Source organism: Pseudomonas reactans (assembly GCF_013385825.1).
In the GTDB taxonomy this organism is placed as follows: Bacteria; Pseudomonadota; Gammaproteobacteria; order Pseudomonadales; family Pseudomonadaceae; genus Aquipseudomonas; species Aquipseudomonas reactans.
In genome coordinates, this window is the sequence record NZ_JACAPG010000018.1 from 40,683 (window position 1) to 61,814 (window position 21,132).

General features: G+C 61.7%; 23 protein-coding genes. 9 read left to right on the forward strand and 14 right to left on the reverse strand.

Going from position 1 to position 21,132, the window contains the following annotated elements; all coding sequences use genetic code 11:
* Positions 1-2 precede the first annotated feature (2 nt).
* Together HX868_RS20535 and HX868_RS20540 are read right to left on the reverse strand one after the other, a co-directional pair.
* Positions 3-827, reverse strand: a complete 825-nt coding sequence (locus HX868_RS20535) for an alpha/beta fold hydrolase (protein ID WP_177004195.1) — start codon at positions 825-827, stop codon at positions 3-5.
* Between the two features lie 125 nt (positions 828-952).
* A complete protein-coding gene (locus HX868_RS20540; protein WP_177004196.1) occupies positions 953-1,894 on the reverse strand; it encodes a LysR family transcriptional regulator in 942 nt (313 codons plus the stop codon).
* 100 nt (positions 1,895-1,994) lie between these two features.
* On the opposite strand from HX868_RS20540, the gene tam reads away from it, so the two are divergent.
* Positions 1,995-2,756 (forward strand): trans-aconitate 2-methyltransferase, encoded by a 762-nt coding sequence (gene tam, locus HX868_RS20545; RefSeq protein WP_177004358.1) that lies wholly within the window; start codon positions 1,995-1,997, stop codon positions 2,754-2,756.
* A gap of 33 nt (positions 2,757-2,789) precedes the next feature.
* Here the strand turns inward: tam and HX868_RS20550 are convergent, their stop codons facing one another.
* The gene (locus HX868_RS20550) at positions 2,790-3,341 is read right to left on the reverse strand and encodes a cysteine hydrolase family protein (RefSeq protein WP_177004197.1); all 552 of its coding nucleotides are present in this window, start codon (positions 3,339-3,341) and stop codon (positions 2,790-2,792) included.
* 96 nt (positions 3,342-3,437) lie between these two features.
* Between HX868_RS20550 and HX868_RS20555 the strand changes: the two genes are divergently transcribed.
* The 3 genes from HX868_RS20555 to HX868_RS20565 all read left to right on the forward strand — a co-directional run bounded on the left by HX868_RS20555 (position 3,438) and on the right by HX868_RS20565 (position 6,423).
* On the forward strand, positions 3,438-4,397 hold the full coding sequence (locus HX868_RS20555; protein ID WP_177004198.1) for a GlxA family transcriptional regulator: 960 nt from the start codon (positions 3,438-3,440) through the stop codon (positions 4,395-4,397).
* A 171-nt stretch (positions 4,398-4,568) separates the two neighbouring features.
* Entirely contained in the window at positions 4,569-5,678 is a 1,110-nt protein-coding gene (locus HX868_RS20560) for a DUF3182 family protein (protein WP_177004199.1), read from the forward strand.
* Positions 5,668-6,423 (forward strand): alpha/beta hydrolase family protein, encoded by a 756-nt coding sequence (locus tag HX868_RS20565; RefSeq protein ID WP_025857195.1) that lies wholly within the window; start codon positions 5,668-5,670, stop codon positions 6,421-6,423. Before HX868_RS20560 ends, HX868_RS20565 begins: the two co-directional genes overlap by 11 nt.
* Before the next feature lie 4 nt (positions 6,424-6,427).
* On the opposite strand, the gene HX868_RS20570 is transcribed toward HX868_RS20565, so the two are convergent.
* From HX868_RS20570 to HX868_RS20580, 3 genes are read right to left on the reverse strand one after another with little or no spacing between them, the layout of a single operon-like run.
* Positions 6,428-7,375 carry a lysylphosphatidylglycerol synthase domain-containing protein gene (locus tag HX868_RS20570; protein ID WP_095013693.1) on the reverse strand — a complete coding sequence of 316 codons (948 nt, stop codon included), beginning with the start codon at positions 7,373-7,375 and terminating at the stop codon, positions 6,428-6,430.
* Positions 7,365-8,627, reverse strand: a complete 1,263-nt coding sequence (clsB, locus tag HX868_RS20575; RefSeq protein ID WP_177004200.1) for a cardiolipin synthase ClsB — start codon at positions 8,625-8,627, stop codon at positions 7,365-7,367. Before clsB ends, HX868_RS20570 begins: the two co-directional genes overlap by 11 nt.
* Positions 8,624-9,403: an endonuclease/exonuclease/phosphatase family protein gene (locus tag HX868_RS20580; protein ID WP_177004201.1), complete on the reverse strand. Its 780-nt coding sequence runs from the start codon at positions 9,401-9,403 to the stop codon at positions 8,624-8,626. The genes clsB and HX868_RS20580 overlap by 4 nt, the downstream gene beginning before the upstream one ends.
* A 170-nt stretch (positions 9,404-9,573) precedes the next feature.
* Between HX868_RS20580 and HX868_RS20585 the strand changes: the two genes are divergently transcribed.
* The gene (locus HX868_RS20585; protein WP_177004202.1) at positions 9,574-11,658 is read left to right on the forward strand and encodes a mechanosensitive ion channel family protein; all 2,085 of its coding nucleotides are present in this window, start codon (positions 9,574-9,576) and stop codon (positions 11,656-11,658) included.
* An 86-nt stretch (positions 11,659-11,744) separates the two neighbouring features.
* Positions 11,745-12,629 carry a sugar nucleotide-binding protein gene (locus HX868_RS20590; protein ID WP_177004203.1) on the forward strand — a complete coding sequence of 295 codons (885 nt, stop codon included), beginning with the start codon at positions 11,745-11,747 and terminating at the stop codon, positions 12,627-12,629.
* A gap of 112 nt (positions 12,630-12,741) precedes the next feature.
* Here HX868_RS20590 and HX868_RS20595 read toward each other — a convergent pair whose 3' ends face one another.
* From HX868_RS20595 to HX868_RS20615, 5 genes are all read right to left on the reverse strand, one after another.
* Positions 12,742-13,440, reverse strand: a complete 699-nt coding sequence (locus tag HX868_RS20595; RefSeq protein ID WP_016978527.1) for an OmpW/AlkL family protein — start codon at positions 13,438-13,440, stop codon at positions 12,742-12,744.
* 94 nt (positions 13,441-13,534) lie between these two features.
* Positions 13,535-14,047, reverse strand: coding sequence for a DUF3299 domain-containing protein (locus tag HX868_RS20600; RefSeq protein WP_095013689.1), 513 nt, complete (start codon positions 14,045-14,047; stop codon positions 13,535-13,537).
* Positions 14,048-14,058: 11 nt separating this feature from the next.
* A complete protein-coding gene (locus HX868_RS20605; protein ID WP_016978529.1) occupies positions 14,059-15,324 on the reverse strand; it encodes an ABC transporter permease in 1,266 nt (421 codons plus the stop codon).
* Between the two features lies 1 nt (position 15,325).
* Positions 15,326-16,036, reverse strand: a complete 711-nt coding sequence (locus HX868_RS20610; RefSeq protein ID WP_177004204.1) for an ABC transporter ATP-binding protein — start codon at positions 16,034-16,036, stop codon at positions 15,326-15,328.
* Between the two features lie 130 nt (positions 16,037-16,166).
* Positions 16,167-16,772: a DUF2796 domain-containing protein gene (locus tag HX868_RS20615; RefSeq protein WP_177004205.1), complete on the reverse strand. Its 606-nt coding sequence runs from the start codon at positions 16,770-16,772 to the stop codon at positions 16,167-16,169.
* Between the two features lie 130 nt (positions 16,773-16,902).
* Between HX868_RS20615 and HX868_RS20620 the strand changes: the two genes are divergently transcribed.
* Complete coding sequence (locus HX868_RS20620) at positions 16,903-17,250, forward strand: hypothetical protein (RefSeq protein WP_177004206.1); 348 nt, start codon at positions 16,903-16,905, stop codon at positions 17,248-17,250.
* Positions 17,251-17,353: 103 nt separating this feature from the next.
* Here the strand turns inward: HX868_RS20620 and trxA are convergent, their stop codons facing one another.
* Genes trxA through HX868_RS20635 form a run of 3 tightly spaced genes read right to left on the reverse strand, consistent with a single transcriptional unit; the run spans position 17,354 to position 19,373 of the window.
* Positions 17,354-18,226, reverse strand: a complete 873-nt coding sequence (gene trxA, locus HX868_RS20625) for a thioredoxin (RefSeq protein WP_177004207.1) — start codon at positions 18,224-18,226, stop codon at positions 17,354-17,356.
* 32 nt (positions 18,227-18,258) lie between these two features.
* Positions 18,259-18,921 (reverse strand): class I SAM-dependent methyltransferase, encoded by a 663-nt coding sequence (locus HX868_RS20630; RefSeq protein WP_177004208.1) that lies wholly within the window; start codon positions 18,919-18,921, stop codon positions 18,259-18,261.
* Positions 18,918-19,373 (reverse strand): YbaY family lipoprotein, encoded by a 456-nt coding sequence (locus HX868_RS20635; protein ID WP_016978537.1) that lies wholly within the window; start codon positions 19,371-19,373, stop codon positions 18,918-18,920. The genes HX868_RS20630 and HX868_RS20635 overlap by 4 nt, the downstream gene beginning before the upstream one ends.
* A gap of 140 nt (positions 19,374-19,513) precedes the next feature.
* Between HX868_RS20635 and nrdR the strand changes: the two genes are divergently transcribed.
* Both nrdR and ribD read left to right on the forward strand, forming a co-directional pair.
* Positions 19,514-19,978, forward strand: a complete 465-nt coding sequence (gene nrdR, locus HX868_RS20640) for a transcriptional regulator NrdR (RefSeq protein ID WP_010206843.1) — start codon at positions 19,514-19,516, stop codon at positions 19,976-19,978.
* Positions 19,975-21,111, forward strand: a complete 1,137-nt coding sequence (gene ribD / locus HX868_RS20645) for a bifunctional diaminohydroxyphosphoribosylaminopyrimidine deaminase/5-amino-6-(5-phosphoribosylamino)uracil reductase RibD (protein ID WP_033897962.1) — start codon at positions 19,975-19,977, stop codon at positions 21,109-21,111. The genes nrdR and ribD overlap by 4 nt, the downstream gene beginning before the upstream one ends.
* Positions 21,112-21,132 lie beyond the last annotated feature (21 nt).

Below are 21,132 nucleotides of genomic sequence, written 5' to 3' on the forward strand. Positions count from 1 at the left end.
GTTCAGAGCTGTGCAAAACGCAACATATCTCCGTTGACTCGCTGCTTGTGCGTGTCGGTTAGCCCATGGGGTGCGCCTGCGTACACCAGTAACTGAGCGTGTGGAATCAAGCGCTTGCTCTCCAGAGCCGCAGCCTGGATCGGCACGATTTGATCGTCTCCACCGTGGATGATGAGCGTGGGTATAGTGAAATGCTTCAAGTCTTCGCGAAAGTCGGTTTCTGAAAATGCCTTGATGCTGTCAAAAGTATTCTTGTGCCCGCCCATGACCCCCTGCATCCAGAATGAATTGATCAAGCCTTGAGAGGGAGTAACTCCCGCCCGGTTGAATCCGAAAAATGGGCCGCTGGCCAGATCAAGGTAGAGCTGCGAGCGGTTGGCGATGGAGTTGGCACGCATGCCGTCGAAAACTTCAATGGGTGTCCCTTGGGGGTTGCTGGCGGTTTTGAGCATCAATGGCGTTACGGCGCAGATCAAACCGGCCTTTGCCACACGCCCAGTGCCATGGCGCGCGATATAGCGTGCCACTTCGCCGCCTCCGGTGGAGAAACCGAAAAGGATTACATTTGTCAGATCCAGATGCTCGATCAGCTCCGCTAAATCATCTGCGTAATGGTCCATATCATTGCCGTCCCACGGCTGGCTTGAACGGCCATGCCCTCGGCGGTCATGTGCAATGGCGCGAAAACCGTTGTTGGCGAAATGCAGCATCTGCGATTCCCAACTATCACTATTGAGCGGCCATCCGTGGCAGAACACAACGGGTTGGCCGCTGCCCCAGTCCTTGTAGTAGAGATCGTTACCTTCGCGAGTTTTAAGATAAGCCATGGCGTAGCTCCAACTTGAACGTATTTAATGGGGGGTTAGCCAGTAAATTCGTCCGTGGACACTGCGCTGGCATCTGCATTGACGACCAACAGAACGCGAAGCTTGAGTGGGTCGAAAACGAAAGACTAGTCCAGTTTCGCGGGCGGCGTGTCGGGATGGGATGCGTCTTTTGAAGCCGTGCTGATCACCAACGCTCGGAATCTCTCGAGCACCGACGATGCATCCCCTATCCGCGTCGCCAGGTGCAGCGGCGCCACCAGGCTCTGGCACTCCGTCAGCTCCCGATACACGATGCCGTCCCCGCGCAACCGCTGCATCGACGCTGGCACGATGGACACGCCAAGTCCCGCCGCCACCAGGCTCAATGTCGCAGTCATGCGTGGGGCTTCCTGCACCACTTGCGGGCTGAACCCCGCTTCACGACACGCGACCAGAATCGCGTCATACAACCCCAACCCCACGCGGCGGCGATAAAGCACGAAGGATTCGGTCGCCAGTGCCTTCAAGGGTAGGGGAGAGCCTGCACCAAGCGCCAGCGGGTGATCGGTGGGCAGCGCCAGCAGCATCGGCTCCACCAGGATGGGTTCGTCCTGCAGCGACTGGGTCCCGCTGAGAGGCGAGCGGATAAACGCCGCGTCGAGTTTTTCGTGTACCAATGCGTCCAGCAGCTCGCCGGTGCCAGCTTCCTCCAGCACCACTGTGACGCCGACAAAGGTTTCGCGAAACAGCCGCAGCACACTCGGCACAAAAGGATGGAGCGCCGCCGAGCTGGTGAAGCCGATGGCAAGCCGGCCACGTTCACCGCGTGCGGCACGGCGTACCACCTCTGCAATCCCTTCAGCGTGCACAAGGATCTCCCGCGCCTCATCCAGCAACGCAAGCCCGGCGGTGGTGGGGCGCACGCCACGGGGCAGGCGCTCCATCAGGACTACACCCAATTCGGCCTCAAGGCTTTGCAACATCCGCGTCAACGGTGGCTGCTGCATGCCTAGGCGTTCGGCTGCGCGGGTGATATAGCCTTCTTCTGCGATGGCAACGAAGGCCTTGAGTTGGCGAAGCTCCAGCATAGGGATACTTTTCAAGTATGGGATGGCGTCAATCCTGGCATTTGTTCTCATGCCTCACAAGATTTAGGCTGTGGCCAACCTCAAAAAGAAGGAAGCCGTGATGACCTGGTCTGCCAAGCAATACACGATGTTTGAACAGCAGCGCACCCGTCCCGTTCGCGACCTGGTGGCGGCCATTCCAAACACTGACGTCCGCACCGCCGTGGACTTGGGCTGCGGCCCCGGAAACTCCACCGAGGTGCTGGCCGAACGCTTCCCGCAAGCGCACGTCACCGGCATGGACAGCTCCGACGACATGCTGGCCGACGCCCGCAAAAGGCTGCCGGCGCTGAACTTTGAACTGGCAGATATCGGTGACTGGAAACCTGCGCAAACTTTCGATGTGATCCTGGCCAATGCATCCCTGCAATGGTTGCCGGACCACGCCACGCTTTACCCGCATCTGGTCCACCAGTTGGCGCCGGGTGGCACGCTGGCAGTGCAAACCCCGGACAACCTCGACGAACCCGCCCACCGGCTCGCCCGCGAAGTCGCGGCCGAGGGGCCGTGGTCGGCCAAGATCGGAACGGTCAAACACAACGAGCGCCACACCGCGAGCTACTACTACGAACTGCTGAGCAAACATTGCAGTACCGTCGATGTATGGCGCACCACCTATCAGCACCCATTGGCGGATCACGCAGCGGTGGTGGAGTGGTTCAAGGCGTCGGCCCTGAGACCCTTCCTCGCCCCTTTGACTGACAGCGAAAAAGCTGCCTTCCTGCAGGAATATCAGGCGCGAATTACTCAGGCCTATCCAGCCCTGGCTGACGGCACTGTGCTGCTGCCGTTTCCGCGCCTGTTCATCATTGCCACTGCGTAGGCCGTGGTCACGCTATCGCCGGCAAGCCGGCTCCTACACGGGGGCGAGAAACTCATCGGTCGATACTACGGTTGCGTAGCCGAACGCCAGTGATGCCATATAAGCGTCATGCACCTGCGCAGCCGGGATCACCTTGCCATTGAACTCCAGATCCCGCGTGGCGCAGGCGTCATGGATCAGCGTGACCTTATAGCCCAGGTCCGCTGCTGCACGTACCACCGCGTCGATGCACATATGGCTCATGCTGCCGACCACCACCAGGTCCGTGATGCTGCGTTGCTCCAGCAGTTCGCGCAGGTTGGTTTCGCGAAACGCATTCACAAAGTGTTTAAGCACCACCGGCTCATTGCCTTCGTTCAGCACTTTGCTGTGCAGGTGCGCACCGTCGGAACCCGGCGTGAAGAATGGCGCGTCCTCGGAGGTGAACTCATGGCGTACATGAATCACCGCATCACCCGCCTGGCGAAACGCCTGCAGCACTTGCGCGGCCTTGTCTGCCGCGGCGTCCACGCCGTCGAGTGGCCACTTGCCCTGAGGGAAGTAGTCGTTCTGGATATCGATTAGGATGAGCGCTTGCTTGGCCATGTGTGTTGCCTCGTGATGGGTTGATGGGCCCAGTATCTTAGCTGGCGCCCGCACCGGGGATTGGCTGCACCGACAATAACAGGGGGAAAACTGACAATGGCGGTCGTCGAGCTGGGCGTGTTGATTTACCAAGGTGCGCAGTTGGCGGCCGTGCATGGCTTGACCGACCTGTTCGGCGTGGCCAACCGCATCGCCGCCGAGCATCAGTCCGCGCAATTGCCGTTGCTGCGGGTCAGCCATTGGCAGGTAGATGTTACCGGCAAACCGGCGCGCGTATTCAGCAGCCATCCCGGCCCTGACCAGCCGATGATGGCCGTATTGGTGCCGCCGTCGATAGGTGAATTCACCGAAGACCAGGCGCCGCCCGCGCTGCTGGAATGGATCCGCCAGCAACACGCGGCAGGCACGGTACTGGGCGGTGTGTGCATTGGCTCGATCATGCTGGCGCGCAGCGGCTTGCTCGACGGACGCAGTGCAACCACGCATTGGTCGTCCGCCAAATCCTTCGCGGTCCGTTACCCGGCGGTGCGCCTGGAGGCGGATAAGCCCATCGTCGATGACGGCGACCTGATCACCACCGCCGGCTTGATGGCCTGGTCCGAACTCGGCCTGCGGCTGGTCGATCGCCTGATGGGGCCGAGCATCGCGGCCGATACCGCGCGTTTCCTGGTGATCGAGCACAGTGACAGCGCCAGCCAATGCCGCAGCAACTTCGCGCCGATACTCGGCCACGGTGACGCGGCCATCCTCAAGGTTCAGCACTGGCTTCAAGCCAGTGGCGCGGTGGATGTTTCCCTTACGGTAATGGCCCAGGAAGCGGGTTTGGAAGAGCGCACCTTCCTGCGGCGCTTTCGCAACGCGACGGGCTTGAAACCCACCGAGTACTGTCAGCACTTGCGGGTGGGCAAGGCGCGGCAGATGCTGGAGTTCACCAACGGCACCATCGACCATATCGCATGGACCGTGGGTTACCAGGACCCCGGTGCCTTTCGCGCTACCTTCAAGAAGATCACCGGTCTTTCGCCCAGCGACTACCGCAGCCGTTTCGGTGTGTGAATCGTGCAGAACGCCGCCGCGTTAACGGGTCGTCGTGCAGAATAAAGCAGGCCAACTGCCATCGGTTTTTCGGCAACCGATTGATTTGAATGCAATCCCGTCCGAACGCGCCTTGGCCTGATCTCTGCAACGTTCTCTCTACACACATGGCGGGATGGCCAAGGGGGACGCATGACCCCGACTCAACGCAAGAAGCTGGTGGTTGCGCACTCCACACGTGAGGGTGCGCCTCGGCATGAGGTCGAAACCAATCGCGCCCTGGCGCGCTGGTTGGCGCAGATTCTCGGGCTCAAATTCGGCGGCAGCTACGACGCTGATCTGCACGCGGGGCGGGCATTGTACCTGCTGCCCACACAGACTCTCGTCGGCCCGGCCCAGGCCCGAGCGCTGAATATCAAGGGACCGGAGGATCTGTGGGGCGGTTACGTCGACCACGACTTCATCTGCACCAAAGCCATCAGTCATGGCTTGCTCGGCCCTGACGCTAAAGCGCCGGAAGGTTGGTCGGCGTTGTTCTGCGAGCGTGTACGCAATGTCGTGCTGGACGGCTTGAGCGTCTTCGCACTGGAAGACGCGCGGCTCGCAGCCACACGCTTGCTCCACAGCGGCCCCATCCGCTTGAAACCCGTGCACGCCTGCGCGGGCCGAGGCCAGGAAGTTATCCACAGCCTGGATGAATTCGAGGCCGTGCTGGCGCGATCCGACGCCGCGAAACTCTTTAACGAAGGGGTTGTTCTGGAGCAGGACCTGCACGATGTGGTCACTCACAGTGTTGGCCAAAGTTTTATCGGCGACCACGTGTTCAGCTACTGCGGCGAGCAATACCTGACGAAAGACGGGCAGGGCGAAGAGGTCTACGGCGGTTCCAACCTGCTGGTCGTGCCCGGCTATTACGAAGACCTGTTGCAACTCGAACTGGCCGACGACGTACGCGAAGCCATCGAGCAAGCCCAGGTCTTCGACACTGTTGCGGATGAAGCTTACCCCGGCTTCTACGCATCGCGACGCAACTACGACATCGCCCAAGGCCTCGACAGTAATGGCCAACGCCGCAGCGGCGTGCTCGAACAGTCCTGGCGCATGGGCGGGGCGAGCAGCGCCGAAGTCGCAGCTCTGCAAAGTTTTATCAACAACCCTGGCCTGCGTGCGATCCATGTGTCCTCGGTGGAAACCTATGTGGACCAACCGCTGCCGGCCAATGCCATCGAGGTGTATCGCGGCCCGGCGGAAAGCAGCGAGTTTCTTCTCAAGTACGTGACGGTTACCTCTTATGACGGCTAGAAGCGAAAGCATTGCGATCGATATCGACGACGAACAGATGAGCGGCACCTTCCTCAGTCCCAAGTCCAAAGTCCCCGGCGTGTTGTTTGTGCACGGTTGGGGCGGCAGCCAGGAGCGAGACCTCGAGCGGGCTAAAGGCATCGCCGGCTTGGGTTGTGTATGCCTGACCTTCGACCTGCGCGGGCACGCCGGCACGGGCATTCCATTGTCCCGCGTCACCCGCGAAGACAACCTGCGCGACCTGCTGGCGGCCTATGACCGACTGCTGTCCCACCCGGCCATCGACACCTCGGCGGTGGCAGTGGTGGGCACCAGTTACGGCGGCTACCTCGCGGCGATTCTCACCTCATTGCGCCCGGTGCGCTGGCTGGCGCTGCGCGTACCGGCGCTGTACCGCGATCAGGAATGGCTCAAACCCAAGCGTGATCTGGATAAGGCCGACCTGATGGATTACCGCAGTACGTTGGTCCACGCCGAAACCAATCGCGCCTTGCACGCGTGTTCGGCGTTTACCGGTGATGTGTTGATCGTCGAATCGGAAACCGATGACCACGTGCCCCACGCCACCATCATGAGCTACCGCGCGGCGTGCCAGCAGACCCACTCCCTGACCCACCGAATCATCGACGGCGCCGACCATTCCCTCAGCGATCCGGTGTCCCAGCAGGCCTACACCTCAATCCTGGTGGACTGGATCACCGAGATGGTGGTGGGCGAGCGGTTGAGCATCATCCAGTCCCAGTAAGGGCTCAGGCGGGTGTCTTCTTCACCCGCAACGCCTTCGCCTTGGCTTCTACGCCCAGGTACATCACCAGCGCGATCAGCAGTGGCAAGATGAAGTAAATCGCCCGATACGCGATCAACCCAGCCAGCAAACTGCCCCGCGACGCCTCATGCTGCAACAGTGCAATAAATACCGCCTCCAGCACGCCCAGCCCTGCCGGAATATGGGTGAGCACTCCGGCAATCGCGCTGATCAGCAACACGCCCAGTACCAGTGGATAGTCCAGTTTGGCCGGCAGCAGGGTGAAAATCACCGCCGCCATCAGCGACCAATTCAACGCGCCCAGCAGCAACTGCAAGCACGCCATGCGCACTGACGGCAGGTTGATTTCCATGCCGCGAATCGTCCACGCACGTTTCTTCGAAAACTGGCAGGCCACCAGATAACCCAGGCTGGCCAGCACCAACAACGCACCAATGCCTTGCAAGGCAGTGGTGCTGACCTTCCACCCCGGCGGCATGGTCACCAGACCGCTGCTGAACACCACCCCGGCAATCGCCATGTAGCCAAACCAATTGGTGGCCAGGCTCAGGCCGAGGATCTTGGCGATATTGCCGGTGCTCACGCCCAAGCGCGAATACAGCCGATAACGCATGGCGATGCCGCCCACCCACGCGCTCAGGTTGAGGTTGAACGCGTAGCTGATGATGCCCACCGGCAGGATTTGCTTCCACACCAGGTTCTGGCGGATGTAGGTGCGGCCGATCAAGTCGAAGCTGGCGTACACCAGAAAACTGCACAGCGTTAGCGCGCCTGCGATCACCAGTGTGCGCACCTTGAAGTCGCCCAGGGTCTGCACCACTTCGCTCCAATCGATGCGCCGCGCGAGCAGGGTGAACAGCACGATCAGCACCAGGAAGAAGGCGATGGTCAGCGGTTTCTTCCAGCGCTTGAATCGGGATTCAGCGGTCATTGGCCTGGCTCTCGATGGGTTTCAAGCGTGGCTTGTGCGCCGGCAGCCAGCCCGTCAACGCCGGGAAGTGGCGCATCACATGAAACACCAGGAAGCCCACGGTCAACCGCCACAGCCACAGGCGCGGCTTGCGGTTCTCCGGCATGGTCTGGCAGTGGTCTTTGGCGAGTGTTTCCAGGCGTTCGTAAAGTTGTTGATTGAACGCGCGGTCACGAATCAACACGTTGGCTTCCAGGTTCAGCGACAGGCTCAGCGGGTCGAGGTTGCTCGAACCCACGGTGCTCCATTCGTCATCCACCAACGCCACCTTGCCGTGCAGCGGGCGCTGGCAGTATTCGTGGATCACCACGCCATCTTTGAGCAGATAGTCGTAGAGCATCCGCGCCGCCAGCTTGGCCAGCAGCACGTCGGGCTGGCCCTGCATGATCAGTTGCACCTGCACGCCACGGCGCGCAGCGTTGCGGATTTCCCGCAGCAGGCGGTAGCCGGGGAAGAAGTAGGCGTTGGCGATCACCACGCGTGTTTGCGCCTTGCTCAGCGCGTGGATGTACGCCTCTTCAATGTCATCGCGATGCTGCACGTTGTCGCGGTAAATCAAGCGCACCAGGCCATCACCCTGGTCGGTAGACCACAGCGAAGGCCGCTGCTGGCGCCGTCGCCAGCCACGTCGTGTGCGCAACTGGCGACCACTTTGCGCCAGGGCAAAATGATGGAGGTCGGCCACTGCCGGTCCTATCACTTGAACGGCGTAATCCTGCTTGGCTTCGGGGCCGAAGTCCCCCAAGTGATCGGCAGAAAAATTGATCCCGCCGATAAACGCTATTTCCGCATCCACCACCACAATCTTGCGGTGCAGGCGACGAAACCAGTTGGTGCGAATACCCAAGGTCTTGGACGCCGGGTCAAACATCTGCACCGTCACTCCTGCGTCCGCCAACTCGCCCAGAAACGATGGGCTCAGTTCGCCACAGCCAAAGCCATCGAGGCTCACCACCACCTTGACTCCACGCTGCGCGGCCTCGATCAGGATACCGTGCAGCTCATGGCCCACCTTGTCTTCGAAAAGAATGAAGGTCTCCAATAGAATTTCCCGGCGGGCCGCGCGCAGGGCTTCGAACACCTTGGGAAAATACGCCTCGCCGTTCTCCAGCAATTCGACCTGGTTACCCCTCTGCCAGCCGTAGTCCAGGTCGCGGGCCTTGGCTTCGTCCGGAGGCTGGTCGGTGGAGATATGTTCAACGGCCACGTTCATAGCTCGATCTCCACCGACAGCGGCACATGGTCTGATAAATGAGACCAGGGCCGCGTTGTCAGCACACGAGGGTTATGCACCTTCAAGTTACGCACGTAAATCCGGTCCAGCGGCAACAACGGCAGGCGCGCCGGGAAGGTGCGTGCGGGCTTGCCGTTAACCTCGACGAACACCTCCTTCAGGCCGGCCTTGCTGAGGTCGGCCTTCTGGCGCCAATCGTTGAAATCACCGGCCACCACCAGCGGCGCATCGGCTGGAATCTCGCTGATACGCTGCTCGATCAAACGCAATTGCTGCTGGCGATGCACCTCGCGCAAACCCAGGTGAATGCAGATCGCATGGATCTCCTGGCCCGTGCCCGGCAGGCGCAGCACGCAATGCAGCAGGCCACGGTTTTCATGGCCGCTTTGGGAAATATCGAGGTTGTCGTAGCGCACGATCTGGAATTTCGATAGCAGCGCGTTGCCGTGGTCACCGTGGGGGTAGACCGCATTGCGGCCGTAGGCGAACTGCGGCCAGATGCTGTCGGCGAGGAATTCGTACTGCGGCATGTTCGGCCAGTCGCTGAAGCGCTGTGGATGGCGTTCGTGGGTGCCGTGGATTTCCTGCAAAAACACCATATCCGCGCCCACGCTGCGCACCGCTTCACGCAGCTCGGGCAGGATGAAACGTCGATTCAGGGCGGTGAAGCCCTTGTGGATATTGACCGTCAGCACCGTGAAGCGAGTGATGGCGACGCTGGGGGTGATGGGCACCCAGTCGGGAATCGCAGCCATGATTGCTCCTGTGAAAGAAGTGGGGGCCTGGCCCCCGTTTATGGCTGACTGTGATTTTTGACGGAAAGTTTCCAGCGTCCTACAGACGGCATAAAGATGCCGCTGAAGGGGAACGATCAAAGCGCAAACCCGTCAGTTCCTTACAGACCCTTCTGAAGGAGCTCGGTGTTTTGCTGAATCTCAAGACTGCATTACTGCTCGGCGCGCTGCTGTTTTGCGGCAGTGGCGCGCTGCAAGCGGCGGCCACCGCGCCGGAACCTGAAGCGCCGGCCAAGCCGGAATTGCTGGTGGAGGGCGGGCTGCTGGGGGCGATCAGTTCCAGCATTGATGACGTACAGCAAAAGCTCGACCTCAATCAGAACCTGATCGACGAGTGGCGCCTGCGCGCGGACCGAGCGGCCGACGAGGTGGGGCGGCTGGTCGACCAGACCACAGCACGCTCCCCCTGGAGTGTGGCGGGGGATTTCCTGCTGCTGTCCGGCGTGTGGGTCGGCGCATTTGTGGCGATGACGCTGTTGGGGCGATTTATCGTACAGCGCCTGGGCCGCCGTTCCTTCTTCGAGCGGCGCGGACGCCTGCTGGCGGTGCTCGGGTATGTGATCCCCTATACGGTTCCCGCGTTGATATGCCTGCCGCTGACCCTGTATGTCAGTCACTTCCTACCCACCTCCGTGGGCCGAGCGCTGGCGCTGTGCTTTGCCTACGCCACCAGTAGCGGCATCTTTTCCACATCAATGCTGCTGTGCGTCATTGTGATGTTCAACGTCGGACACAAGCGCCCGGCGGTACGGATCATTCGCAGCTACTGCCCCAAACCGCTGTTCCTGATCGGCTTCCTCGCCGCCCTTAGCGATGCGCTGACCAGCCCACAAATCGCCCGTCAGCTGGGCGGCAATATCACCAGCAGCATTGCCGTGTTTACCGGGCTGTTTGCGGCGGTGATTTTCGGCATGCTGGTGATCCGGCTGCGTCGTCCGGTCGCCCATCTGATCCGCAATCGGCCACTGGCTCAGCGCTTAAAACACCCGGCACTGCAACAGTCGCTGCGAATATTTTCCGGCCTGTGGTACTGGCCGATCCTGTTGATGGTGCTGGTGTCGGCGATCAACCTGATCGGCGCCGGTGACGACAACCAGAAAGTCCTGCGTTGTGCGCTGTTCACCACGATCCTGCTGATCGGCACGGTGTTCCTCAGCACCGTGCTGCAACACCTGTTCAAGTCGCGCAGCCAAGTGGCGATCCAACGCAGCAGTGCGTACAAGGAACGCTTCCTCAGCCTGTTGCACGCGATCCTGCGCATTGTCATGGCCATCGCGTTTATCGAAATCCTCGGGCGGATCTGGGGCGTGTCGCTGTTCGAGTTCGCCCAGCGCAACTCGGTGGGCCGGGCCATCAGCGATTCCCTCAGCAGCATCGGCCTGATCCTGCTGATGACCTGGCTGTTCTGGGTGGTGCTCGACACGGCGATCCAGGAAGCGCTGAAACCGCCGGTCAACAAGCGCTCCAGTCGCCAACCGAGCACGCGGGTGAAAACCATCCTGCCGCTGCTGCGCAATGCGGTGAAGATCATTTTGGTGGTGATTTGTGCGATCACCACCATGGCCAACCTCGGCATCAACGTCGCGCCGCTGCTGGCCGGTGCAGGTGTGGTCGGCTTGGCCATTGGTTTTGGCTCGCAACAACTGGTGCAGGACGTGATCACCGGGCTGTTCATCATCATCGAAGACACGCTGTCCATCGGCGACTGGGTGGTGCTTGACTCCGGCCACGCCGGCACCGTCGAAGGCCTGACCATCCGCACCCTGCGACTGCGCGATGGCAAGGGTTTTGTGCATTCGGTGCCGTTCGGACAGATCAAGGCGGTCACCAACCAATCGCGGCAATTTGCCTACGCGTTCTTCTCGGTGCAGTTCACCTACGACACGGACGTGGACAAGGCGGTGGAGCTGATCCGCGAGGCGGGGCAGTCAATCCGGGATGATGTGTTCCTCAAGTACAACCTGCAAGGACCGCTGGAGGTGTTCGGCGTCGACAAGATGGACCTCAACGGCGTGGTGCTCACGGCGCAATTTCGCACGGTGTCGGGCGGGCAATATGCAGTAAGCCGTGCATTCAACCAGCGCCTGAAAAAGCTTGTGGATAACTGTGACGAGGTGCATTTCGCGCAAACTTATCCACAGCAGGTCATGGTGCCTGCGCGGGCGGCCCTTGAGCATGAACCGACGGAGGCGGGCGCGAAGACAGTTAATCCGTGACGGTTGCGCTACAAACCCGCAAAATGCAACGATTCTGGCCAAGACCAGAAAACCTTCGTTCCAAACAGACCGGGCCTGCTCAATCTATGCGAATGCGCCTTATGTTACTGGGCGGCGGGAATGCCCTCGGGCAGGCGCTGATTCGCCTCGGTGCAGAGGAAGACATCGGTTTCCTCGCACCCAAACCGCCCCAAGACGGCTGGGATGCCGCGAGCCTCACCCAATTGCTCGACGACACCCGTCCCGATGCGTTGATCAACCTCGCCTACTATTTCGACTGGTTCCAGGCCGAAGCGGTCAGCGAAACCCGTCTGGCCGCCCAGGAGTTCGCTATCGAACGCCTGGCCGAGTTGTGCCAGCACCACAACATTACCCTGCTGCAACCGTCCAGCTACCGCGTGTTCGATGGCTCCCGCGCCACCGCCTACAGCGAAAAGGACGAGCCGGTGCCCCTGGGCCTGCGCGGCCAGGCGTTGTGGCGTATCGAACAGAGTGTGCGCGCCACTTGCCCGCAACATGTGTTGTTGCGGTTTGGCTGGCTGCTGGATGACAGTGTCGATGGCACCCTCGGGCGCTTTTTGGCTCGTGCCGAGAAACCGGATGAATTGCTGATGGCGGACGACCGTCGCGGTAACCCGACGCCCGTGGACGATGCAGCGCGGGTGATCATCTCGGTGCTCAAGCAGCTCGATTGCGCGGCGCCGCTATGGGGCACCTATCACTACGCCGGCCAAGAGGCGACCACGCCGTTGGCGCTGGGCCAGGCGATCCTCACCGAAGCGCGCAACTTTCACCCGCTGGCGATTGAATCCCCTACCGCCCAGGCGCACGCGGCCCGGCCGGATGCGAGCGAAGAACCGCAACACGCGGTGCTCGCCTGCAAGAAAATCCTCCACACCTTCGGCATCAAGCCACGGGCATGGCGGGCGGGGTTGCCGGCGTTGCTGGATCGGTTCTACCGCCATACCTGACCCCAAACGCGTAGGAGCCGGCTTGCCGGCGATGCAGACACCTCGGTCTTTCAGTTAAACCGTGGTGATGCTATCGCCGGCAAGCCGGCTCCTACAGGGGGGGCAGTGTGGTTTAGAACTTGTAGCCAATACCCACCATGTAAACCATCGGGTCCACGTCCACATTGACCTTGGCGCGGGTGCCAGGCGCCACGCCATTGTTTTCCACGGTGGCCTTGGTGCTGATGTCGATGTAGCGCGCCTGGGCGTTGATCATCCACTTGTCGTTGATCATGTAGTCCGCACCGATCTGCGCGGCCCAGCCCCAGGAGTTTTCAGCCTTGAAGTTGCTGAAACCTGCGCCTTGGGCACGGCTGCCGACGTGTTCGTCGTAGATCCAGGTGTAGTTGATACCGGCGCCCACGTACGGTTGGAAGGCCGACTTGTTGTCGAGTGGGTAGTACACGACACTCAAGGTTGGCGGCAGGTGTTTCAGGGTGCCGAGCTTGCCGTTGGCGGGGCTCAGGGCGGTGCCTTTGATCTTCACATCATGCTCGAACGGCGTGGCAGCCAGCAGTTCGATACCGACGTGGTTGGTCAGCATGTAGGCGAAGTTCAGGCCCAGCTGGGTGTCGCTGCTCATGGTCGCTTTGCCGCCCAGGTTGGTGCCTGCCAACGGGCCCTGGTCAACTTTGACGTGGCCGCTGTCCGCCTTCGGGTTCACGGTGATTGCACCGGCGCGCACCAGAATGTCGCCGGCTTCGTGAGCGTGTGCAACGGGGGCGACGAGGGCGAGCGCGAAGAGGGACGCGCCGAGCAGAGACTTGTTCATGGGAGCTCCAAAGGACGTTTAAAAGTTGTACGTCCAATGGTAAAGATCGTTCCGTCCGGTCTTTTGACTCAGCTCAATGAAAGGGCGATCAGCCTTATTCAGGCAGCTCGTACATGTAAATTTTCTCGGCTTCCATCTGGTAACCGGCATCGGCCAGCTCGCTGGTGGACGGTTTGACCTGCATCTCACCTTCAATCCAGTACGGCTGGTACAGCTCATCGAGCTTCACGCCGATTTCGCTTTTGACATGCACGATCTGGTTCGACGGCGGCGGCGGCACATGGATGCATGCGCCGAAATACGGCACCAGCAAGAATTCGGTGGTGCGCCCGTTTTCACTGACTTCCAGAGGCACGATGTAACCGGGCAAGCGAATGTGCTGGCCGTTGAGCGCAGGCACCACTGGCGCGTTGGGCATTTCCTGCTTGGCAGCCGGCGCCGACTCCAGCGCATCCGCCATGCTGGAAAGGTTGTGCAGCGGCTGCATGTTCGGCACTTCCGGTTCGGCATCCGGTGGAATCAGCTCCGACCACGTCAGCTCTTTGGGCTCGGCGGCCCACGCGGGCAGGGCGATCAGCAGAAACAATGCAAACAGGATGCGACGCATCAAGGCCTTCCTCATAAACGTATGGACAGGCCATCGGCCAGGGATTGCCGATAGGCGCGCCACGCGGGCACGCTGCCCATCAACAGCGCGGCGCCCAGGATACCGGCGAGCAGCGTCCATTCATATTCGCTGGGCCACGACATCGGCAGGTCCAGGCCGTAGTTGGCCTGCAGATACCCGCGCGAGGCGGCGATGCACACGTAGAGCAAGCCAACCCCCGCCACCACGCCAGACAACGCCAGGGCGAAGGCCTCGAAGATCAGCAGTGTCGCGATATGCCAGGGACGTGCGCCCACCGAACGCAAGATCGCCATTTCGCGGCGCCGTTCGTTGAGGCTGGTAAGGATCGCCGTGAGCATGCCGATCAATCCGGTGAGCACCACGAACAGTGAGATCACGAACAGCGCTTTTTCGGCGGTGCCCATCATGCTCCACAGCTCTTGCAGCGCCACGCCGGGCAGGATCGCCAGCATCGGCTCGCCACGGAACTCGTTGATCTCCCGTTGCAGGGCGAAGGTGGAAATCTTGTTGTTCAGGCCGAGCATGAACGCGGTGATGGCCTGCGGCGTGAGGTCCATGTTGCGCGCCTGGTCGGCACTGATGCGGCCTTTGCCTTGGGCTGGCACGCCGTTGTGCCAATCGATATGGATCGCTTCCATGCCGCCGAGGCTGATGTGCAACGTGCGGTCTACCGGGGTGCCGGTGCGCTTGAGTATGCCGACGACGGTGAAGGGTTTGTCATCGTGTTTCACCAGGCTGACCACCGCCACACCATGGGCCAGCACCAGTTTGTCGCCGAGTTTGTAGTGCAGCGCGTCAGCCACCTCGGCACCGAGCACCACTTCAAACGGGTCGGTGGCGAAGGCACGGCCGCTGGCCAGTTCGAGGTTTTGCTTGCGCCCGTATTGGTAGTGCTCGAAGTAGGATTCGTTGGTGCCCATCACGCGGTAGCCGCGATGGGAGTCACCGAGTGAAATCGGGATCGCCCATTTCACCTGGGGGCTGGCGGCGAAATGTTCGAAGCTGTCCCAGCGGATGTTGTTGGTGGCGTTGCCGATGCGAAACACCGAGTACAACAGTAGGTTCACCGAGCCGGAACGGGCACCGACGATCAGGTCGGTGCCGCTGATAGTACTGGCGAAACTGTTGCGCGCTTCAACGCGCACACGTTCCACCGCGAGCAACAAGCAGACTGAAAGCGCGATGGCGAAGGCGGTGAGGATCGCGGTAAAGCGGCGGTTAGCCAGGCTGGCCATGGCTAGACGGAACAGATACATCTCAAACCTCTGCGGGCGTGGCGGCGCGATTGAGATCGGCCAGCGACAGGTTGCGGTCGAACAACGAAGCCAGGCTCTGGTCATGACTGACAAACAACAGGCTGGCGCCGGCTTCACGGCATTCGGCGAACAACAACTGCAGGAAGGCTTCGCGGGCGTCGTAGTCCAGGGCCGACGTGGGTTCGTCGGCAATCACCAGTTCCGGTTGGCCGATCAATGCACGGGCAGCGGCGACACGTTGTTGCTGGCCGATGGACAGTGAGTCGGCGCGGCGCTCCAGCAGGGTTTTGTCTTTCAACCCAAGGTGCGCAAGTAAAGCAGCGGCGGCTTGGTCGACACTGCCGTGACGCTGCTTCGCCCGCTGTGCACGCAACTTGGAAAAGTGGCAAGGCAACTCGACGTTCTCGCGCACCGACAGGAATGGCAGCAGGTTGAACTGCTGGAAGATGTAGCCGGTGTGGTCGACGCGGAAGCGGTCGCGGGCGCCGGCCGACAGCTCGGTCAGCTCCTGGCCGAGCAGGCGGATGCTGCCCTGGCTGGGTTTCTGTACACCGCCGAGCAGGCCCAGCAGCGTGGTTTTGCCACTGCCGCTCGGGCCCTTGAGAAACAGGGTTTCCCCCGCTTCCAGGCGGAACGCGGGGATGTCCAGCAACTGGGGGTGACCGGGCCAGTTGAAGCCCAGGTCGGATAGTTCGATTAACGCTTGAGTCATGGGAAATCACAGGTCTCAAAAAAGGCGCAAAACCCTGTAGGAGCCGGCTTGCCGGCGATTGCATCACCGCGGAGTGCCCGATATGCCGCAGCGATACCATCGCCGGCAAGCCGGCTCCTACAGGTTTCAATCAGAGCTTCAGGGTAGCGGCTTGTGCTGTTGCTTCAACACCCTGCTGGCCACTCGGACCGATCAGTTGTACCTGAATTTTCTGGGTGGCGGGGAAGGTCTTGAACACCTGGGTCAGGTCAAGGTTGCTCAGGGCCTTCGGCGTGGCGCAGGTGAACTGGTAGTGGGCGTGGATTTCGCTGTGGTCGTGATGATGCTCATGGGCAGCCGCGCCTTTGCCGTCGGTGGCGTGGTCATCATCGTCGTCGTCATGATCGGCTTCCGGCTTATCGCCGAACAACGGGCTGTTGAGTTCCTGGCTGCTGACCACGCAACCGGCGCCCTTGGGCAAGTTGAACAGGGCGATAGGGTTTTCCAGCTGTTTGCGCACGGCGGCGACCTTGGCTTTGTCTGCCGGAGTGGTGGCCAGGTGTTCGAAACCCACCAGGTTCATCGCCGGGCTGTCCAGCTCCAGCTCCAGGGCCTGGCCGTCGAGCACCGCGTTGAGGCGACCGACGCCATGTTCGTGGGCGCCAAGGCTGCCGTGTTCATGGTCGTGATCATCATGAGCGTGGGCAACCGCCAGTGGCAGCAGGGCAAACGGCAAAGCAAGCAACAGACGGCGCATGAGAAGGCTCCAGAACATGAAAGTTTTGTTATGTGATCTTATAACAATTGCCGCTGAGTTTGACCGCCCGCTTGGCGTTGCGCAAGCCGCATGGGAGCATGCTTGTCAGAAAAGTGCAGGAGTAAGGACGATGTTGCGAATTCGTGGAACGGTCGGCGACTTGCCGGTGGACTTGACCCTGGAGCTGGACGACGGCGATTGGGCACGGCTGGGCGCGCAGTTGCAGGCGACGCCTGTACCCGCCGCAGCAACAGCGACACCGGTGAAGCAGAATGACGACCTGTGGCAGAACGCCCAGGACCTGTTGCGCAAAGCCGGGCAGCTCAGCGGCCTGGAGTTGCTCGATCAGTTGGAAGGTTTGGCCGGCGATGCGGCGTCAGGCAAGCGCCTGCTGGTGCGCCTGCGCCATAGCGCCCAGGTCAAGGTCAGCAGCGGCGGGGATACGCCCCTCTATACCTGGACCCACACCCCCTTGTAGGAGCGAGCTTGCTCGCGAAGAACTCATAGGCGCCGCGTTTATCCAGTATGCCCGCGTCATCGTTGACGGTCTTCGCGAGCAAGCTCGCTCCTACAATGGAGGGTTAGTACAGCGCGGCAAACAACTTGCGGCGGTACACGGTCACCAGCGGGTGATCATTGCCCAGCAGTTCGAACACCTGCAGCAAGGTTTTGTGCGGCAGGCCTTCGCTGTAGCTGCGGTTGCGGATGAACAGCTTGAGCAGGCCTTCCAGCGCCGCGTCGTACTGCTGGCGCGCCAGTTGCTGGATCGCCAACTGGTAGGCCGCTTCGTCGTCCTGTGGGTTTTGCGCCAGGCGGCTTTTCAGCTCGGCGGCGTCCGGCAGATCGGCAGCCTGACGCAGGAAGGTAATCTGTGCCTTGGCGCCGGCGAGGGCGGCTTTGTGGTCGTCGCTTTTCACCGCGTCCAGCACGGTCTGGGCTTCGCCCAGTTCACCGCGCTCGGCCAGGCAGCGTGCGTAGAGAATCAGCGCCGCAGCGTTGGTGTTGTCCTCGCCCAGCAAGGTCACCAGCACAGCTTCTGCATCGCTGATGCGACCTTCGGCAAACAACGCCTGGGCCTGCTCCAACGGATCCGCTGCAGCCGGTGGCGGCATCTGTACATGCGGCTCCAGCATCGCGCGCACCGCCGACTCTGGCTGCGCCCCGGCAAACCCATCCACCGGCTGGCCGTCCTTGAACAACACCACCGTCGGCAGGCTTTGAATGCCAAAGCGCGCAACAATATCCTGCTCGGCCTCGCAATCAACCTTGGCCAGCAGCAACTCACCCTGATAACTCTCGGCAACTTTCGCGAGCATCGGCATCAACGCCTTGCACGGCGCGCACCACTCGGCCCAGAAATCCACCAGCACGGGTTTTTCGAAGGAGTTCTGGATCACTGCCTGGTCGAAGGTGGCGGTGGTGACATCGAAGATATACGGCGTGGGCTGACTCATGGGGCGTCTCGAATAAAGCGGGAATGGGGCAACTATAAGGGCTGGCGCCGCGAATGGTACAGGCTCACCTTGCGAAACTCCCAAGGCTCCGCCAAGTCCGGCAACGTCAGCGCATCCAGGATCTCCAGCCTTTGATAATCCGGGTGCTGAAAATCTCTTACTCGCGAATCCGCCACCAACGCCTCGCGGCCCCGCGTGAGGAACTGATCCAGCAGCGGCAGGTTAGCCCGGTCGTAGAGCACATCGGCCACCAGGATCAGGTCGAAGCGGTCGGCTTCGGCAAAAAAGTCTGCCGAATAACCCAACTCCACTCCATTGAGTTCGGCATTCGCCCGGCAGGACGCCAGCGCCAGTGGGTCGAGGTCACAAGCCACCACTTCCAGCGCGCCGGCTTTGACCGCGGCAATCCCGGCCACGCCGGAGCCCGCGCCAAAATCCAGCACGCGCTTGCCCGCCACCCACTGCGGGTTCGCCGCCAGGTATCGCGCCAGCGCCAGGCCGCTGGCCCAGCAAAAGCTCCAGTAGGGCGGTTCATGCAGGATGCGCCGGGTTTCGTCGGGGCTGAAGGCGCGGTCCATGTTGTCCGCATCGAGCAGCCACAACGACAACGCGGTGCCCGGCAGTGGGCAGGGCACCAGGTGCGCGTCGCCGATCAGTTCGCTCAGCGCGGCTTGCAGGTCCAGCGGTGGCGTCATGGTGCCTTGACGAGTTGCAGGGGGCCGGTGGTCTGGGTGATCGCCTGGGTGATGCGTACGGCGGGCAGGTGCAGGATCAACTGGCCGGACTGGCTGGCGCGACCGCGCAGTTCAACCCGCGCACCGGCCGGGAACGCCTCGGGGTTGAAGCGCAGGCGGAAGGCCAAAGGCTTGCCGTTGCCGCTCAACACGCTGCTGGCGAGCAGTTGCTGCGGGCGTGAACGGTCATCGATCACCAGCAACGCCATCTCGACTTCGGCGCCCGCCGGAATGTTGGTCAGGCTGCCGCTGATTTCCCGCTGGTAGGCGGGCAGGGGGCCTAGGTCTTCAATGCCGGGGACTTTTTTCTCTTGTGCCGGGGTGGGTTGAGGTGCGGCCGGCTTGGGGGCTTCGCTGCTGCAGGCGACCAGGAAACTGAACAGGGTGAGCAAAACAAGTGGTCGTAACTGCATGTACGGCTCCAGAAAGGACAAAATCCGTGGCTTGAAAAATATGAAACATAATAGTCAGCCTATATACCGTAAAGGCTATGGCTTGTCTTGCCACGGGGATGCGCTACCATGGCCCTCCCTTTATTTGTTGCCTGCCCACCATGCACTGTCCCTTCTGCGGTGCCAACGACACCAAGGTCATTGACTCGCGTCTGGTCGCCGAGGGCGATCAAGTGCGTCGCCGGCGCGAATGCCTGGCCTGCGGTGAACGTTTCACCACCTTCGAAACCGCCGAACTGGTATTGCCACGTCTGATCAAATCCGACGGCAGCCGCCAGCCTTTCGACGAAGAAAAACTGCGCGCCGGTATGCAGCGCGCCCTGGAAAAACGCCCGGTGAGTGTCGAGCGGCTGGAGGCGGCGCTGGTGCATATCAAGCACAAGCTGCGCGCCACCGGCGAACGCGAGGTCAAGAGCCTGGTGGTGGGAGAGCTGGTGATGGGCGAGCTGCAAAAGCTCGACGAAGTTGCCTACATCCGTTTCGCCTCGGTGTATCGACGCTTCCAGGACCTCAACGAGTTCCGCGAAGAGATCGACCGCCTGGCCCGTGAGCCTGCCAAAGAATGAACCCACCGTCTGCCGAACAAGCTGTGCTTGACGCCCATTACATGGCCCGCGCCCTGGAACTGGCGCGCAAGGGCCTGTACACCACCCATCCCAACCCGCGTGTGGGGTGCGTGATTGTGCGCGATGGGCAGATTGTCGGCGAAGGCTGGCATGAGCGCACCGGCGAACCCCATGCCGAACCCAACGCCCTGCGCGCCGCCGGCGCCAAGGCCCGTGGCGCCACGGTGTACGTGACCCTCGAACCGTGCAGTCATCACGGGCGTACGCCGCCCTGCGCGGATGCGTTAGTCACCGCCGGTGTCGCCCGCGTGGTGGCCGGGATGCAGGACCCGAACCCGGAAGTGGCCGGGCGCGGCATGCAGCGCCTGGCTCAAGCCGGTATCGAGGTGCGCAGCGGTGTGTTGGAAGCAGAAGCACGCGCGCTGAATCCGGGTTTCCTCAAGCGCATGGAACATGGCCTGCCCTTTGTGCGGGTCAAACTGGCGATGAGCCTGGACGGCCGCACCGCGATGGCCAGTGGCGAAAGCCAATGGATCACCGGTCCGGCTGCCCGCGCCGCTGTGCAACGCCTGCGCGCCGAGGCCAGCGTGGTGCTGACCGGCGCCGACACGGTGCTGGCCGACGGTGCTCGCCTGACCGTGCGCGCCGCCGAACTCGGCCTGGATGAAGCCACCACCGCCCTGGCCATGTCGCGTCCGCCGTTGCGCGTGCTGATCGACGGCCGCCTGCGCGTGCCGCTCAATGCGCCATTCTTCAAGGCCGGTCCGGCGTTGGTCATCACCTGCGTGACCCCGGAAAACCAGTTTCCTCGTGGCCCCGAGTGCCTGGTGGTGCCGGGCGTCGACGGCCAGGTCGACCTGCGCTCGGCGCTGGTCGCGCTGGCGGCCCGTGGCGTCAACGAAGTACTGGTGGAAGCTGGCCCAAGCCTGGCCGGTGCGTTTGCCCAGCAAGGCCTGGTGGATGAGTACGTGATATTCATCGCCGGCAAATTCCTCGGCTCCGCCGCGCGGCCTTTGTTGGATTGGCCGCTTGAGAAACTGGCCGACGCCCCCCAACTCAAGATCACTGAAATGCGCGCTGTAGGCGACGACTGGCGAGTCACTGCCATCCCTGTGCCAGCAGCGAGCGTATAATTTTCTGCCTGCGCCCAGCGC

Excerpts from the sequence above, each read along its gene's own strand:
- HX868_RS20535 (WP_177004195.1), bottom strand. The coding sequence starts at position 827 with ATGGCTTATCTTAAAACTCGCGAAGGTAACGATCTCTACTACAAGGAC.
- HX868_RS20540 (WP_177004196.1), bottom strand. The coding sequence starts at position 1,894 with ATGCTGGAGCTTCGCCAACTCAAGGCCTTCGTTGCCATCGCAGAAGAA.
- tam (WP_177004358.1), top strand. The coding sequence starts at position 1,995 with ATGACCTGGTCTGCCAAGCAATACACGATGTTTGAACAGCAGCGCACC.
- HX868_RS20550 (WP_177004197.1), bottom strand. The coding sequence starts at position 3,341 with ATGGCCAAGCAAGCGCTCATCCTAATCGATATCCAGAACGACTACTTC.
- HX868_RS20555 (WP_177004198.1), top strand. The coding sequence starts at position 3,438 with ATGGCGGTCGTCGAGCTGGGCGTGTTGATTTACCAAGGTGCGCAGTTG.
- HX868_RS20560 (WP_177004199.1), top strand. The coding sequence starts at position 4,569 with ATGACCCCGACTCAACGCAAGAAGCTGGTGGTTGCGCACTCCACACGT.
- HX868_RS20565 (WP_025857195.1), top strand. The coding sequence starts at position 5,668 with ATGACGGCTAGAAGCGAAAGCATTGCGATCGATATCGACGACGAACAG.
- HX868_RS20570 (WP_095013693.1), bottom strand. The coding sequence starts at position 7,375 with ATGACCGCTGAATCCCGATTCAAGCGCTGGAAGAAACCGCTGACCATC.
- clsB (WP_177004200.1), bottom strand. The coding sequence starts at position 8,627 with ATGAACGTGGCCGTTGAACATATCTCCACCGACCAGCCTCCGGACGAA.
- HX868_RS20580 (WP_177004201.1), bottom strand. The coding sequence starts at position 9,403 with ATGGCTGCGATTCCCGACTGGGTGCCCATCACCCCCAGCGTCGCCATC.
- HX868_RS20590 (WP_177004203.1), top strand. The coding sequence starts at position 11,745 with ATGCGAATGCGCCTTATGTTACTGGGCGGCGGGAATGCCCTCGGGCAG.
- HX868_RS20595 (WP_016978527.1), bottom strand. The coding sequence starts at position 13,440 with ATGAACAAGTCTCTGCTCGGCGCGTCCCTCTTCGCGCTCGCCCTCGTC.
- HX868_RS20600 (WP_095013689.1), bottom strand. The coding sequence starts at position 14,047 with ATGCGTCGCATCCTGTTTGCATTGTTTCTGCTGATCGCCCTGCCCGCG.
- HX868_RS20605 (WP_016978529.1), bottom strand. The coding sequence starts at position 15,324 with ATGTATCTGTTCCGTCTAGCCATGGCCAGCCTGGCTAACCGCCGCTTT.
- HX868_RS20610 (WP_177004204.1), bottom strand. The coding sequence starts at position 16,036 with ATGACTCAAGCGTTAATCGAACTATCCGACCTGGGCTTCAACTGGCCC.
- HX868_RS20615 (WP_177004205.1), bottom strand. The coding sequence starts at position 16,772 with ATGCGCCGTCTGTTGCTTGCTTTGCCGTTTGCCCTGCTGCCACTGGCG.
- HX868_RS20620 (WP_177004206.1), top strand. The coding sequence starts at position 16,903 with ATGTTGCGAATTCGTGGAACGGTCGGCGACTTGCCGGTGGACTTGACC.
- trxA (WP_177004207.1), bottom strand. The coding sequence starts at position 18,226 with ATGAGTCAGCCCACGCCGTATATCTTCGATGTCACCACCGCCACCTTC.
- HX868_RS20630 (WP_177004208.1), bottom strand. The coding sequence starts at position 18,921 with ATGACGCCACCGCTGGACCTGCAAGCCGCGCTGAGCGAACTGATCGGC.
- HX868_RS20635 (WP_016978537.1), bottom strand. The coding sequence starts at position 19,373 with ATGCAGTTACGACCACTTGTTTTGCTCACCCTGTTCAGTTTCCTGGTC.
- nrdR (WP_010206843.1), top strand. The coding sequence starts at position 19,514 with ATGCACTGTCCCTTCTGCGGTGCCAACGACACCAAGGTCATTGACTCG.
- ribD (WP_033897962.1), top strand. The coding sequence starts at position 19,975 with ATGAACCCACCGTCTGCCGAACAAGCTGTGCTTGACGCCCATTACATG.